Here is a 15,832-nt window from a genome sequence, read left to right on the forward strand (position 1 = left end):
TAGATAATAAAAAAGGTGTTCAGCAGTGAGCACCTTTTTTGATATATATAAAAGACAGAAAAGTACCGGCACAAAAAAAGCCCCTTCTCACGAAGCGACTCTCTTCTGCACTCTCCCGTGAAAAACATGAACCTCAGTATACTTTAGCAAATTACCTTCAAACGGTCCATGAGAGATACAGGAGCGCAAAACTTTAAGATGAAAAAAAGGGAAGTCTCACGACTTCCACAATTCTTCTAACCTTAAATCTAAATCTCTATGAAAAAAACGTTCGGCAAAGATAAGGGTTTATTACATTCAGAAATACTAATAAAAGATATAAAGAAAAGAGGAACGTTTAAGATTTGCTAAATAAAACTCGGATTATCCTTCTGAAAGCCACAGTTCCTTCCATTTCAGAAAATACTATCCAACAAGTCCGCATAGATAGGATTTTGCCGTAGCAAATGGGGTACACCTGTCATAAACAATTGCTTACGGGCACGAGTGAGAGCCACGTTCAGTTTCCGGTCAATCCACACCCCACCCTCTTCCGTAAGATTGGCAAGGAATTTCAACTGATAAGTACGGTTCACACAGAAGGAATAAATAATCACATCGCGCTCACTCCCCTGGAAGCGTTCTACGGTATCTACCAGGATATCGTTTAAACACGGAATGCCCAAAGCAGCTATTTCACTTTTAATAAGAGCTATCTGACTACGATAGGGAGTGATAATCCCCAAAGTCAGGGCAGAACAAAAACCGGAACTACCGTCATATTGCCGATAGATAGCAGCTGCCAGTCTGGCTACGAGCTGCGCTTCGAAATGATTAATCTTTGCCGATTGCGAAGCGCCCTCCGGCACTGAAGCAAGAAAAACCACACGACGCACCAATATATCTGCAAATTCATCATTTTCCAATCCCGGAGCAAGTGTCAGTTCTCCTTGCTGGTGTTGCAAACCGACAGGTTCCAATAGTCCGCCATAAAAGGCATGATTAGGAAAACGAGCCACTTCCACATTCATACGTCCCTGGCGACAAAGCATGTCGTAGGAGCGGTTAGTAATGAGTGATAAGTGATGAGTGGTGTCGGCAGAACTCCGGTAGAGGCGTTCAAAAAGGGAATCTTTCAAATTATGCAAACCGATGCTGTGCAGGCAGTCCTCGCAGACTTCAGATTGGGATTCGGATTGAAGCACGACGGCAGGCAATTGTTTATGATCACCAATGAGGATAAACTTACCAATAGCATTTCCACCCGCCACATTACGCGCACAAAGAAGCCCCAGCAGTTGTGGTTCCAGTATCTGAGTAGCCTCATCCACAATAGCCACATCGAAAGTTTTCAGACGGAACAATTCCGTTTTGGAGGAGAATGTGGAGACAGTGCCCACAAAAACACGGCAACGCTCTATGCGGGTATGTACCTCACGGCGTGAAGAACAGGATTCCAGCACATTCTCTATCAGATGGGAACGGAAAGGTATATCGCAGGAAAGTTCACTCCCTATACGGATGAAATCAATCTCAGGCGTAATGGCAGAGAGGGTTTTGCAGATTTCATCCACTGCACGATTGGTGTACGAGAGCAATAATATCTGCTTCCCCTCACGATAGAAGGCTTCCACCATACCGCGTAGAGCACGGGAAGTCTTTCCGGTGCCCGGAGGACCTACCAAGAGAAAATAATCTTTAGCAGCCTGGGCTTTCAGGGTGATACGGGAGAAATCATCCGGAGCAACTGCAATGCGAGGATCGAAAGAAACGTCAAACTCCGGCTGTCGCTGGGATAGCAACAGGTCCCGGCGATCCTTGTTGGCAGAAAGAAAGGCAGAAAGTCCCAGGTACATACTGCGGAAAGAAGTATCCATATAATCATGCTCGATGGCATAACGACTGTCGGGAGGAAGCACGGAAGTATTTTGTTGCGAAGCACGAAGGCGGATACGGATATCCCGGTCAGTGATTCGCTCAATATTTCCTTTGAATACCATTTTATTGGTTACGTTGTCCGTATCATTATTACGTTGATAGAGAACGACGGAGTCTCCTTCACGGAAATTCGGCAATGTCTGCGCCGACTGCTGGTTGGCCCGTGCTAACACAAGGTATGCTTTATGCAGATCCGCCGCATGATTCTCCGTGATTGTCAGATCGTATAATATCTCTCCCGCCTCACACTTTTCTTCAAGCGTAGAAAGCCACAAGGCGGCAGCCCCTGTACGCCCCTCATAATCAATATCTCCCGATTTTGAAGTGTACAGTTCCTTCGTAATAAAATTATAGAGTGTATAGAAATAGCATTGTTCCAACGGTGTAAGCGCCCGAAGGCGCTGCGTCACGGCATCAATGGCAGGGTAAAGATAGCGTTTCCACAATGTATTGTTCAGATGGCGCTCATTCAGTGTATCCGGATGAATATCCTTCAACCGCTCCGCCGTATAGTGCGGACTATTACGCAATTGCATACCGTATTCATTCGCCACAATCCGGTTGCGCACATCCATTACACGGCGCACCATCGCCCACGACGGACGAGCGGGATATAACAACGGATAGCGGGTATAGAGCAGATAAGCTTTGACCTTGCGGTGATCCATCCCCATAGAGTATTCCAATACCGCCTGATACAACAACATCTGTACCTTGTTATTCTCCTTCGGCTCCACCTTGCCCCGGATGGAATACTCGTCAGCCTTGCCCGACTTCATTTCTATGAAGGAAGACATGTCTCGCTGCATATAGTCCAGGCGGCCTTGTAATCCCAGGGCTTCACAAATATAGGTAGGTTCCAGTACGGCATCCGTCTTATCCAGTTCATAACCGGGAGCACGGAAAGTCTCCGTCACCGTTTGCCGGATATGGTCGAAATGCCGTTTACAATCAGCGAAGAATTCCTTTTCCTTTTCTTTATCCAACAAATCGGCACATGCGGCCAAATCAATGGAATAGGTACGGAACGCTTTCTTCATACAAGTCAGATAGTCCGGTTCCTCCTTGGCATAGATCCACTCATCCAAAAAAAGATTGGCGATGTTTCCAAGTAACAGCGGGCGTGTATTGTCAGGGGATTGCAGGCGTGCCAGCAAATAATTGGCAGGATGATGCCCGTAATCTTTAAAGCACTCTGCCAATGAGCTGATATCCAACAGATAGTCCGGTTCCAGTATAATAAAGGAGGGCGTCAGTATACCAGCCTCATCTACAGCTACATCCAGCAGGTTGACCTGCGCATGACGCCACAGTTGTTTGCAGGTCTCGGCAAATTCCTCATTCACCTGAGATACATTGTAGCGCACCCTCAGCGGTTCATCAGCAACGGTATCTACCGGCAATACATATAAAAATGTGTCGTCAGCATACTGGAAGCAGACACGCATCCGGCGTATCCGTTCTTTTGCAGGCGGAGCAACAATATAAGTGGCATCCGCACGGGGAAGCAGATGATATAGTTCAGCAGGGATATCCTCACCCGTCAACCGTTTCACAAAGAAGGTCAATGTCTTGATGTCACGCAACAGATTCTCGCGTGAAGGTTCGGATTGCCGATTCAGTACGGCATTGGAAGTCAGTCGGAAGGTGTGCAGGCGGTTTTGTTCCACTACGGAAAGTCCCACTTTTGAGGCCACAAAACTGACGCGAGCAGAAAGATCCGTCATCTGAAGGCTACCGTCCGGCATCTGCGTGCGGCAAAGACGTTCCAGAAATTCACGAAGCTGACGGTAAGCCGTCACCGGCGGAATATCTTCATCCCGGCAGACAGTGAGCAAGAAATGATAGTATTCCCGCGCTTCTTCTTTCATTATTCCTCCTTCTCTTCATCAGTCTCGTCCGCATCGGTCTTTTTATCCTTAATCATCAGGATACTCAACTCATAGAGCAGATAAAGCGGAACGGAAACCACAGTCAGGGTGAAGGGGTCGCCAGTCGGCGTAATGATAGCTGAAGTAATCACGATAAGCACCAGTGCATGACGGCGGTATTTGCGCAGGAAAGATTTATGTACCAGTCCCAAGAGCGAAAGCAGCCACGTCACTAACGGCAATTCGAAAGCCAGCCCCATGCAGAGCACCAGCATCATGAAGTTATCTATGTAGGAATTCAAAGAAATCTGGTTCTCAATATCCGCGCTCAGTTGATAGGTGGAAAGGAAACGCAGCGTCAGCGGATAGACCATAAAATAACCCAGAAGCACACCGAGGAAGAACATCACCGTACCAATGCACAGTGCTTTCTTCACGCCACGCCGCTCATTAGCATAGAGCGCTGGACTGATAAACCGCCAGATTTCGAAAAAGATATAAGGCGTAGCCGTCACCACCGACATCCAGAATGCAGTGGACATGTGAATAAAGAACGGGGCAGCCAGATTAATATTGATTAGTTTGACGTGGAACTCCTGTGTGAAGAAATCATCATGGAGATCGAAAACCTTTCCCACATAGCGCAACACATCGTAGAAGACAAAGTCATTGTGGCAGGGAGCTAACACTACGTTATCAAACAGCCACGGCATCGCAATAAAATAACCGACAGCCAACACAAACCATACACCGAGTACCCGAAACAATACACGGCGCAGTTCGTCCAAATGATCCCAAAAGGTTAATTCCTTATCTGCCATAGTAGTAAGTAGCTAAGAGTTACGAGCTACAAGCTACGAGTACCGTGCGGCATAATCGCGCAGCCACTTGTAGCTTGTAACTTTGTAGCTCGTAGCTTATGTAACTCATTTATTTTTTTGAAGCCGGCTCTTCTATATCATCCTTCGCCTTGTTTATTTCTTCTTTTGCTTCATTCACACCATCTTTGAAGCTCTTCACACCTTTACCGAGTCCTTTCATCAGTTCGGGGATTTTCTTGCCACCAAACAACAACAGTATTAACAGGGCGATGATAACCCATTCGGAACCGCTGGGCAGAAAGCCTAATAAAAGTAAATTTGTCATATCCGTAGTCTTTTAAATTTGTTGCAAATATAATAGTTTCACCACAGATTACACAGATTTACACAGATTAAAACGAAAACTTTCTGCGTCAAGCCGAATAATCGGGAAGCATATACAACTCACTAACAAACGGTTAATCCTGATAATAGATTCTTTTCACCCGCGTAGAAACACTTGTCAGCACTTCGTAAGGAATGGTTTCAAGAATATCGGAAAGTACCGTAATAGGCAGATGATCACCGAAAATCTCCACAGTATCCCCTTCCTTGCAGTCAATGTCCGTAACGTCAATCATGCAAACGTCCATACAGATGTTACCTACATAGGGCGCACGCCGGCCATTCACCAGGCAATAGGCGTGCCCGTTGCCAAGATGACGGTTCAATCCGTCGGCATATCCGATAGGCAATGCGGCAATTCGTGAATTACGCGTCAGGTGTCCCTTGCGGCTATAGCCTACCGTGTCTTCCTGGGGTACATCACGTATTTGCAGGATGGTGGTTTTCAGTGTACTCACATTATTGATAATGCTGTTATCAATGGGACTGATGCCATACAAACCGATACCCAAGCGTACCATGTCGAACTGTGCACCCGGGAAACGCTCGATACCGGCCGAATTGCAGATGTGCCGGAGTATCTTATGCGGAAATGCTTCCTGCAACTGCATGGATGCCGCCTCAAACGTTTCAATCTGTCCACGTGTAAACGCATCGAACTGTGCCGCATCACTACCCACAAAGTGCGAGAATACCGAACGGGCAATCACTGCATTCTGTCCTTTCAGCCGTTCAATCAATCGCGGCATATCTTCGGCGGCAAAGCCCAGGCGATGCATGCCCGTATCCAGTTTTATATGAATCGGGAAGTTAGTGATTCCTTCCTTCTCCGCCTCTTTAATCAGTGCATCCAGCAGGTGGAAGCTATACACTTCCGGCTCCAGCTTATAGTCGAACATGGTCTTGAACGCGGTCATCTCCGGGTTCATAATGATGATGCTTGCCGTGATACCCGCTTTGCGGAGTTCGGAACCTTCATCAGCCACAGCCACAGCCAGGAAATCAACATGATGTTCCTGCAAGGTCTTGGCAATCTCATACGAACCGGCCCCATAAGCTGATGCTTTCACCATGCACACCATCTTCGTATCCGGACGCAGCTGACTGCGATAATAGTTCAGATTGGCTATCATGGCTCCAAGATTCACCTCAAGAATGGTTTCGTGTACCTTTTTCTCCAATTCTTCCGTCAAGGCATCAAAGCCGAACTGACGGGCACCTTTTATCAATATAATTTCATTCTCCAACCGCAGTTCCCCACGGGAAATGGCACGCAACAGGGCCTCTGTATTAGGATAGAAAGCCTTCTCGATGTCAAAGCGCGCGGCACACGAAGAGATCTCACTGCCCACTCCGATGATACGCTCAATGCCGCGGCTACCGGCAAGCTGCGATACTTTCCGGTAAAGTGTCGGCGCATTCTGTCCGGTTTCCAGTATATCCGAGAGGATGAGAGTCCGCTTCAGTCCGTTACTCTGCGAACGACGGTAAAGGAAATCAAGCGCAATGTCCAGTGAAGCGAGATCACTGTTATAGCTATCATTTATCAACAGGCAACCGTTCTTACCTTCCTTCACTTCCAGGCGCATAGCCACCGGTTCCAGCGCCGCCATACGTTCCGTAATCTTCTCGGCAGGAAGCATCAGATAAAGACAGGCAGCCAGGCAGTTCAGCGAGTTCTCAATGGAAGCATCGTCAATGAAAGGCAATATAAAGGTGTTGTCCATCTCCAGATAACGATAAGAGATCACGGTACAATCCTCCTTTTTCTCCACCTTACTTATAAACAGGGGACGCTCCATATCTTTCCGGCTCCACGCGATTTCGCGGGCACTGAGCATGAACTTCGCCACACAATTGCTGATAAATTCATCATCGCCATTATAGATCACCACATCGCAGTTCTTGAAGAGCGACAGTTTTTCCATGGTCTTCTCTTGCAGAGAGAAGAAGTTCTCCTGATGAGCTCCGCCGATATTGGTCAGTATGCCGATGGTAGGTTTGATAATATTCTGCAAGGCACGCATCTCCCCCATCTCCGAAATTCCAGCTTCAAAAATAGCGAGTTCGGACTGCCCGTTCATCTGCCAGACGGACAGCGGCACGCCGATCTGTGAATTATAGCTGCGTGGCGAACGGACAATCACCCGCTCAGGGCTGAGCAATTGATGCAGCCATTCCTTTACAATCGTCTTTCCGTTACTGCCCGTTATGCCGATAACCGGTATCTGAAACTGTTCACGGTGTTGTTCCGCCAACTTCTGCAAAGCTTTCAACGGATTGGCGACCACTAAAAAATTGACAGTTGACGATTGACAATTGACAATGGGCTGCGCACCATCACGCTGCATAGAATTGTCAATTGTCAATTGTCCATTGTCAATTGCCTGAAGGGTTTCTTTGCTGACCACAAAATTGCGAACACCGCGTGAATACAAGTCAGGTATATAGCGTGCGCCATCATTACGCTTGGTAGTTAAGGCAAAAAACAAGGTTTCTTCGGGGAAACTCAAGGAACGGCTATCGGTAAGTAACCAATCTATGGTTGCCGGCGTGTCCCCCACACGTCGTGCACCGATGCGTTCGGCTATTGTTTCAATCGTATACGGCATATATCTTTCTCTTTTTTGAAATCTAAGTACGGGTATTTTTTGTTAAGTCGGTCGATTTTTAACACAATTTGTCCTAAAAAACGCTTATACTCGTCTGACTCAGGATGAAAAGGCTTATGGGATAGCGCTTTATTGATATTTTCACTTTCCTGCATAATCTCTAACGCATCCTCAGAGAGACAGATCCGCACAAACTTCTCCCATACATAACGCACCGCCAGGGGGGATGGATGCACCATGTCGTCAGCGTAAAAACGATAGTCACGTAGCTCGTCGAGTAAGAGCTCATAAGCCGGAAAATAAAAGACATGTTCGGGAAATGAAGCCTGTAACTGATCGATAGCAAGCAAAAGTGTAGCTTTACTCAATTGGTTAGCGTGCATTCCGTCGCGTACATGACGGATGGGGCTGACCGTAAGAATCACTTTCAACTTTGGGTTACGGGCAATCAGACCGGAGAAGAGAGAGGTATAATCCGATACAATCTCCTGCACGCTGAGCCGGCGACGGGTAAAAACAGACTCCGGCTGTTTATGGCAATTGGCAACCACATGTCCCGTGGATTTCTGTTCGTACACCCACGCTGTACCAAAAGTCAGCATCAGGCAGTTCAAGTGATGGATACGTTCGTGCGCCGTTTGCAGACGGGTATTGATGCGCTGCAACACTTCTTCTGCCAAGGGAGAAGAAAAATCGCCATGATGCATCGGACTATGCCAGCACTCACGGAAGAAGAACAAGTCTTCGTCCGTATAAATCCTGCCCGCCACCACCTCGCGCAAAGCTGCCGAAATCGACAACGGATTATAAAGAACCCCGAAAGGATTCATATCCGAACGAAACTTGGCATCTGCCAGCAACGCACCGATATGGGCGGCAAAGCAAGAACCCATCAGCAGAAACTCGTCCGACTGAGTGAAACGTGGCATGCCGGAAGGCAACTCAACGGAAGTAAAAAAGTTCATAAGTGAATAATTAAGAATTATGAAAGTGAAAAAACAGCTTTCGTTGCCGCTACAAAACTAATCAATCCACCCTAAAGATACAAAAGAAAAGAAGGATAACCGGCCAGACGATAGGAGTAAGCGGTATTCCCACTACGACTGAGGTACCCTCCCATTACGACTGAAGTACCCTCTCACTACGACTGAAATACCCTCCCACCGGGACTGAACGAGTGTCCCACTACGGTCAAGCCACGTGGGACCCCAACCCTTCTGTCAGACAAGAAGTTAGAGCGTGGTTCTCGCTTTCGGCACATGACATTCATCCCAATCATACTCCTCAAGATAACTGTCGAACACGGGAGTTTCCGTGATACCCGCCCGCAGGAAAAGTCCGGCAATCCGCTCCTGTTCTGCCGGCGAGAGCCCACGTTCCGCATGCAAGATACGGTAATAAGTGGTTTGGGGATAGATATCGCGAACCATCCTTTTCAGCATCAAGGCTTTCTTATAAGGAATGTTATCGAAAAGGGTACTGATGCCCCAGGCATAGCGAAGTTTCACGGTGCTCCGAAAGTAGGGGCAACTTCCGGCATCCGCCGGATAGTTGGACGGGTTTACCGCCACAACGCTCTTCAAATTCTGCGGCACATGCAACGCGACAAGGTGGCGCAAACAACTTTCGCCTCGCGTACAGGCGGAATTGAGACAATGAATATAATTCAAAGGCACCATATCATAATTAAAGTAAGCTTTCATATTATTCTGTTTTGCAGGTGCAAATGTAGCGAATCTATTCAGATGGAACAATTCAAAAGGGAATAGTTATCGAATCATGAGATAAAAGGCTGAAGAACCAAGGTGAAAGAAGCAGTAACACGTATTTTTTCCCAAAAAAAGGGAATACCTTCCGTTTTCTTTTACTAATTTTGCAATTTGTAATCCTCAGAACAGAGATGAAGACAGAACCAACAACATATAACTTGCTAAATTCTATTTCTGATCCCGAAGATCTGCGTAAACTAAGCGTTGATCAGCTTCCGGAGATTTGCAAAGAATTGCGGCAGGACATTATTAAAGAAGTTTCGCGCAACCCGGGACACTTTGCAGCCAGCCTGGGGACGGTAGAACTGACCGTCGCCCTGCATTACGTGTTCAATACTCCTTATGACCGCATCGTGTGGGACGTAGGCCATCAGGCGTATGGCCATAAGATACTGACCGGACGTCGGGAGACATTCTCCACAAACCGGAAATTCAAGGGTATCCGCCCTTTCCCCTCTCCCGATGAAAGCGATTATGACACTTTCACTTGCGGACATGCTTCGAACTCCATTTCGGCGGCTCTCGGCATGGCGGTAGCGGCAGAAGAAAAAGGAGAAAAAGACCGCCATGTGGTTGCCGTAATTGGCGACGGCAGCATGAGCGGCGGACTGGCATTCGAAGGATTGAACAATGCCTCAGCAAGTTCCAACAACCTGCTTATCATTCTGAACGATAACGAGATGGCCATAGACCGCAGTGTAGGCGGCATGAAGCAATATCTCTTCAACCTGACCACCTCAAACCGATACAACCAGCTCCGCTTCAAAGTATCCAAGATGCTGTTCAAAGTGGGCATCCTCAACGAAGATCGCCGTAAGGCTCTTATACGTTTTGGCAATAGCCTGAAATCGATAGCCGCCCAACAACAGAATATCTTCGAAGGAATGAATATCCGCTACTTCGGCCCCGTCAACGGACACGATGTGAAGAACATCGCACGTATCCTGCGGGACATCAAAGATATGAAGGGACCGAAAATCCTGCACCTGCACACCATTAAAGGGAAAGGCTTCGAACCTGCCGAGAAGGCTCCGGGCATCTGGCATGCACCGGGAAAGTTCGATCCCGAAACGGGTGAACGCTTCACGGCGGATACACACAACCTGCCACCGCTGTATCAGGACGTTTTCGGAGAAACCCTGGTGGAACTTGCCGAAAAGAATCCACGCATCGTCGGCGTCACTCCCGCCATGCCTACAGGGTGTTCCATGAATATGCTGATGCAGGCAATGCCCGACCGTGCTTTTGACGTAGGTATTGCCGAAGGACATGCAGCCACCTTCTCGGGCGGTATGGCCAAAGAAGGGATGCAACCTTTCTGCAACATCTATTCGTCATTCATGCAACGTGCTTACGACAATGTCATTCATGATATCGCCATACTCAAACTTCCCGTTGTGCTCTGCCTGGACCGCGCCGGGCTGGTAGGAGAAGACGGACCGACTCACCACGGCGTGTTCGACCTGGCCTACTTCCGCCCCATCCCCAACCTGACGATTTCCTCGCCTATGAACGAGCACGAACTACGCCACCTCATGTACACGGCACAGCTGCCGGACAAAGGTCCGTTCGTTATCCGCTACCCCCGTGGGCGCGGCGTGCTGAAGGACTGGAAATGCCCGTTGGAAGAAATTCCGGTTGGCAAAGGACGCAAGCTGAAGGACGGTAAAGATATGGCAGTCGTTACCCTCGGCCCGATAGGGAACATTGCCGCAAAGGCCATCGAACGGGCGGAAAAAGAAAAAAACATCTCAATAGCACATTATGACCTGCGTTTCCTCAAGCCACTGGACGAAGAGATGCTACACGAAATAGGACGTTCATTTTCCCGCATCATCACCATTGAAGACGGCATACGGAAAGGTGGCATGGGGACTGCCATCCTGGAATTTATGGCCGACAACGAATATACGCCGCACGTACACCGCATAGGCGTGCCGGATACGTTTATAGAACACGGCACGATACAGGAGTTGTATCATCTGTGTGGCATGGATGAGGAAGGAATCTTAGCTGCTATAATAAAGGAAAGAACATAAAATGGCTACAGGTTGTTGCCAGTTGAAAGAGTAATAAAGAGCAATGAAAATTATTATTGCCGGTGCCGGCGCAGTAGGCACACACTTGGCAAAATTGTTGTCTCGCGAGAAGCAGGACATCATATTGATGGACGACAATGAAGAGAGGTTGAGCACGCTTAGTTCCAACTTCGATTTAATGACGGTCACGGCATCGCCTACTTCCATTCAGGGATTGAAAGAAGTGGGGACTAGAGATGCTGACCTGTTTATAGCCGTCACTCCCGATGAGAGCCGTAACATGACCGCATGTATGCTGGCCACCAACCTCGGTGCCAAAAAGACCGTTGCCCGTATTGACAATTACGAGTATCTCCTGCCTAAGAACAAGGAATTCTTCAAGAAACTGGGTGTTGACTCATTGATTTACCCTGAAATGCTTGCCGCTAAAGAAATCGTATCTTCCATACGTATGAGTTGGGTGCGCCAATGGTGGGAATTCTGTGGCGGATCGCTGATACTTATCGGTACCAAGATGCGTGAAAAAGCGGAAATACTGAATATTCCTCTGCACCAGCTTGCCGAAACAGACAAACCCTATCACGTGGTAGCCATCAAACGTTGCAACGAAACACTGATTCCGCGCGGTGACGATGTAATCAAACTGCATGACATCGTTTACTTCACCACTACCCGCAAGTATGTACCTTATATACGTAAGATAGCCGGAAAGGAAGATTATGCCGATGTACGCAACGTAATGATCATGGGTGGAAGCCGCATTGCCGTGCGAACCGCCCAATATGTACCCGACTATATGCAGGTGAAGATCATAGACAACGACTTGAACCGTTGCAACCGCCTGACAGAACTTCTTGATGATAAGGTTATGATTATCAACGGAGACGGACGCGATATGGACCTGCTTATCGAAGAAGGTCTGAAGAACACGGAAGCCTTCGTAGCCCTTACTGGAAATTCGGAAACAAACATTCTTTCCTGCCTTGCCGCCAAACGTATGGGCGTCAGCAAGACGGTGGCGGAAGTAGAAAATATAGATTATATAGGTATGGCGGAGAGCCTCGACATCGGTACGGTAATCAATAAGAAGATGATTACCGCCAGCCACATCTATCAGATGATGCTGGATGCCGACGTCAGCAACGTAAAATGCCTGACCTTTGCCAATGCCGACGTTGCAGAGTTCACCGTGAAAGCCGACTCTAAAATTACCAAACACCCGGTTAAGGACCTCGGGCTGCCGAAGGGAACCACTATCGGCGGATTGATCCGACAGGGCGAAGGAGTCGTAGTAACGGGTAATACGCAGATATTACCCGGTGACCACGTGGTAGTCTTCTGTTTGAGCATGATGATTAAGAAGATTGAGAAATACTTTAATTAAATGAAGAACTAAAAAAAGAACACTCTTCATTCATATGATATGATTAATTTCAAGACGGTTATACGGATTATCGGTATCCTCCTATTGCTGGAGACGGTGATGCTATTGCTTTGCTCGGGCGTTTCATTCTATTACCAGGATGAAGCGTTGGTAGATTTCTGGGTATCAGCAGGTATTACGGCAGGCGCCGGACTACTCCTAGCAGCCATGGGCAAAGGCGGTGACCGCCAACTGACACGCAGGGACGGATATGTACTCGTCAGCTTTGCCTGGGTAGCCTTCTCGCTTTTCGGTATGTTACCGTTCTACATCAGTGGATATATACCCAGCATTACCAACGCCTTCTTTGAAACGATGTCCGGCTTCAGCAGCACGGGCGCTACAATATTGGATGACATCGAAGCACTCCCCCACGGTCTGCTCTTTTGGCGCAGCATGACACAATGGATAGGCGGCTTGGGTATTATCATGTTCACCATCGCCATCCTTCCGATATTCGGTGTCAGCGGTTTGCAAGTGTTTGCCGCCGAAGCCAGCGGACCTACACATGACAAAGTGCATCCGCGCATCGGCATCACAGCCAAATGGATCTGGAGCATTTATGCAGGTATCACCTGTATCCTTGTCGCCCTGCTGATGCTGGGGGGAATGGACTGGTTCGACAGTGTCTGCCATGCCTTTGCCACTACAGGCACAGGTGGATTCTCCACCAAGCAAGCCAGTGTAGCTTACTACCAATCACCCTATATTGAATATGTAATATCCATCTTCATGTTCATATCCGGTATTAACTTCACGTTACTGCTGTTCTTTGTCAACCGAAAGTTCAAGAAAGTTATCCACGATGCTGAGTTAAAGTGGTATTTCTGGTCGGTAGTACTATTTACCGGCCTGATTGCAGTGATACTTTATTATTCCAACCCCATAGGTATGGAAGATGCATTCCGCAAGTCACTGTTCCAGGTTATTTCACTGCACACTTCCACAGGATTCGCCACGGACGACTATATGTTGTGGCCCGCCGTGACGTGGGGTTTGCTAACCATCGTCATGCTGATGGGTGCCTGTGCGGGAAGCACAACGGGTGGTCTTAAATGTATCCGTATGGTAATCCTCGGCAAAGTGGCCCGCAATGAATTCAAACATATCCTCCACCCTAACGCAATACTTCCGGTACGTATCAACAAGCAGGTGATTTCCCCCTCCATACAATCTACAGTACTGGCTTTCTGCTTTATATATACAGTAATCATTATCATCAGCGTATTGATTATGATGGGAATGGGCATTGGTTTTGTAGAATCTGTGGGGTGCGTGATATCCAGTATCGGCAACATGGGACCCGGGTTAGGAGAAACCGGTCCCGCCTTCTCATGGAATGCACTGCCCGATGTGGCGAAGTGGTTAATGGCTTTCCTTATGTTGCTGGGACGTCTGGAATTATTTACCGTATTATTACTTTTCACTCCGGAATTCTGGAGAAGAAGTTGATATAAGGCAAAAAAGTGCTAAAAAGAGACTTATTTGCCATCTCTATATAACAAAATAGCCAATATTTGTTATACATTTGCAGCCGAATGAAAAAGTAGTTGAATGAAACAGTGCATAAAATACTTTATGATTATCCTACTCGGCGTATTATTATACGACGGTGCAGCTCAGGCGGCGGGTATATCGTGCACTTTGATAAGCAACGACAGCGAACGCTGTTTCCTTTCTCAGGCTCCTACCTCACATCAGCAAAACATTCGTAATATATACAATCATTTCTCGTCCATGCCCTTATATATGGACAATGTGGACAGCACACAGGTGCCCGGCAACAAGAGTTTTTTCATTTTGCTGAATTACTTCCGGATGTACTGGCTGGCCGATTCGCCGACTAGCAATCCGTTGTTGCATTCCGCTTTCTATCCTGTGCCCGACCCACTCTCCTATTATGTATTCGGGCTGAGAAAGATAATCATTTGATAAACTAAGTCAGGCAAGTTCTACAGGCTTGCCAAGGTCCGTCGAAGGCAATTCAGAGGTATTGCTACCTTCGACTAACTATCCTATTATATACATCTAAAAGTTAATTAGATTTATGAGCTTTACTTTGTTAGTAGTCGTCTTGCTGACGGCAATTGCTTTCGTGGGTATTGTTATCGCGTTGTCCAAGGCGATATCCCCCCGGTCGTACAATCCACAGAAGATGGAAGCGTACGAGTGCGGTATTCCTACCCGTGGTAAATCATGGATGCAGTTCCGGGTGGGTTACTATCTGTTTGCCATCCTGTTTCTGATGTTCGACGTGGAGACGGTATTTCTGTTTCCATGGGCAGTCATTGCCCGCGACCTGGGAATAGCGGGATTGCTTAGTATCTTATTTTTCTTACTTATCCTGGTATTAGGACTTGCCTACGCATGGCGGAAAGGAGCATTGGAATGGAAAGAATAAAAAAGCCCAAAATAAAGTCTATCCCGTATGAAGAATTTACGGATAATGAAACGTTGGAGAAACTCGTTCGCGAACTTAATGCCGGAGGTGCCAATGTCGCCCTCGGCGTACTGGACGATTTCATCAACTGGGGACGCAGCAATTCGCTGTGGCCGCTTACGTTTGCAACAAGCTGTTGCGGTATCGAGTTCATGGCACTGGGTGCCGCGCGCTATGACATGGCGCGTTTCGGATTTGAAGTAGCCCGTGCCAGTCCGCGCCAGGCAGATATGATTATGGTGTGCGGAACTATCACAAATAAGATGGCGCCTGTACTGAAACGTCTATACGATCAGATGCCGGACCCGAAATACGTGGTTGCCGTGGGTGGATGCGCCGTTAGCGGCGGACCGTTCAAGAAATCCTATCACGTAGTGAATGGAGTAGATAAGATTCTACCGGTGGATGTGTACATCCCGGGATGTCCCCCCCGTCCGGAAGCGTTCTACTACGGCATGATGCAGTTGCAACGCAAAGTGAAGATAGAGAAATTCTTCGGCGGAGTGAACCGGAAGGAACCGAAACCGGATAGTGACGAGTGATGAGCTACAATAAC

The 15,832-nt window shown here is 47.7% G+C and carries 12 protein-coding genes; 6 read left to right on the forward strand and 6 right to left on the reverse strand.

What is annotated here, in order from left to right; all coding sequences use genetic code 11:
* Positions 1 to 395: 395 nt before the first annotated feature.
* From BN161_RS01245 to BN161_RS01270, 6 genes are all read right to left on the reverse strand, one after another.
* Positions 396 to 3,788 carry a DEAD/DEAH box helicase gene (locus tag BN161_RS01245; RefSeq protein WP_044262312.1) on the reverse strand — a complete coding sequence of 1,131 codons (3,393 nt, stop codon included), beginning with the start codon at positions 3,786 to 3,788 and terminating at the stop codon, positions 396 to 398.
* Positions 3,788 to 4,609, reverse strand: coding sequence for a twin-arginine translocase subunit TatC (tatC, locus tag BN161_RS01250; protein ID WP_044262313.1), 822 nt, complete (start codon positions 4,607 to 4,609; stop codon positions 3,788 to 3,790). Before tatC ends, BN161_RS01245 begins: the two co-directional genes overlap by 1 nt.
* Before the next feature lie 109 nt (positions 4,610 to 4,718).
* Positions 4,719 to 4,934 (reverse strand): Sec-independent protein translocase subunit TatA/TatB, encoded by a 216-nt coding sequence (locus tag BN161_RS01255; RefSeq protein WP_022392885.1) that lies wholly within the window; start codon positions 4,932 to 4,934, stop codon positions 4,719 to 4,721.
* A 133-nt stretch (positions 4,935 to 5,067) separates the two neighbouring features.
* Positions 5,068 to 7,605 (reverse strand): bifunctional UDP-N-acetylmuramoyl-tripeptide:D-alanyl-D-alanine ligase/alanine racemase, encoded by a 2,538-nt coding sequence (locus BN161_RS01260; protein WP_044262314.1) that lies wholly within the window; start codon positions 7,603 to 7,605, stop codon positions 5,068 to 5,070.
* Entirely contained in the window at positions 7,581 to 8,570 is a 990-nt protein-coding gene (locus BN161_RS01265; RefSeq protein ID WP_044262315.1) for a GSCFA domain-containing protein, read from the reverse strand. The genes BN161_RS01260 and BN161_RS01265 overlap by 25 nt, the downstream gene beginning before the upstream one ends.
* Before the next feature lie 267 nt (positions 8,571 to 8,837).
* Complete coding sequence (locus BN161_RS01270; RefSeq protein WP_044262316.1) at positions 8,838 to 9,308, reverse strand: DUF6078 family protein; 471 nt, start codon at positions 9,306 to 9,308, stop codon at positions 8,838 to 8,840.
* 197 nt (positions 9,309 to 9,505) lie between these two features.
* Here BN161_RS01270 and dxs point away from each other — a divergent pair, with 197 nt between their 5' ends.
* From dxs to BN161_RS01300, 6 genes are all read left to right on the forward strand, one after another.
* Positions 9,506 to 11,413: a 1-deoxy-D-xylulose-5-phosphate synthase gene (dxs, locus tag BN161_RS01275; protein ID WP_044262317.1), complete on the forward strand. Its 1,908-nt coding sequence runs from the start codon at positions 9,506 to 9,508 to the stop codon at positions 11,411 to 11,413.
* Between the two features lie 43 nt (positions 11,414 to 11,456).
* Positions 11,457 to 12,797 (forward strand): Trk system potassium transporter TrkA, encoded by a 1,341-nt coding sequence (gene trkA / locus BN161_RS01280; RefSeq protein ID WP_044262318.1) that lies wholly within the window; start codon positions 11,457 to 11,459, stop codon positions 12,795 to 12,797.
* Between the two features lie 39 nt (positions 12,798 to 12,836).
* Positions 12,837 to 14,288: a TrkH family potassium uptake protein gene (locus tag BN161_RS01285; protein WP_044262319.1), complete on the forward strand. Its 1,452-nt coding sequence runs from the start codon at positions 12,837 to 12,839 to the stop codon at positions 14,286 to 14,288.
* A 102-nt stretch (positions 14,289 to 14,390) separates the two neighbouring features.
* The gene (locus tag BN161_RS01290) at positions 14,391 to 14,768 is read left to right on the forward strand and encodes a hypothetical protein (RefSeq protein ID WP_044262320.1); all 378 of its coding nucleotides are present in this window, start codon (positions 14,391 to 14,393) and stop codon (positions 14,766 to 14,768) included.
* Positions 14,769 to 14,883: 115 nt separating this feature from the next.
* Positions 14,884 to 15,237, forward strand: a complete 354-nt coding sequence (locus BN161_RS01295; protein ID WP_044262321.1) for an NADH-quinone oxidoreductase subunit A — start codon at positions 14,884 to 14,886, stop codon at positions 15,235 to 15,237.
* On the forward strand, positions 15,225 to 15,818 hold the full coding sequence (locus tag BN161_RS01300; protein ID WP_007215268.1) for an NADH-quinone oxidoreductase subunit B: 594 nt from the start codon (positions 15,225 to 15,227) through the stop codon (positions 15,816 to 15,818). The genes BN161_RS01295 and BN161_RS01300 overlap by 13 nt, the downstream gene beginning before the upstream one ends.
* Positions 15,819 to 15,832: the final 14 nt, after the last annotated feature.

Source organism: Bacteroides timonensis (genome assembly GCF_000513195.1).
GTDB classification, from domain to species: Bacteria; Bacteroidota; Bacteroidia; order Bacteroidales; family Bacteroidaceae; genus Bacteroides; species Bacteroides timonensis.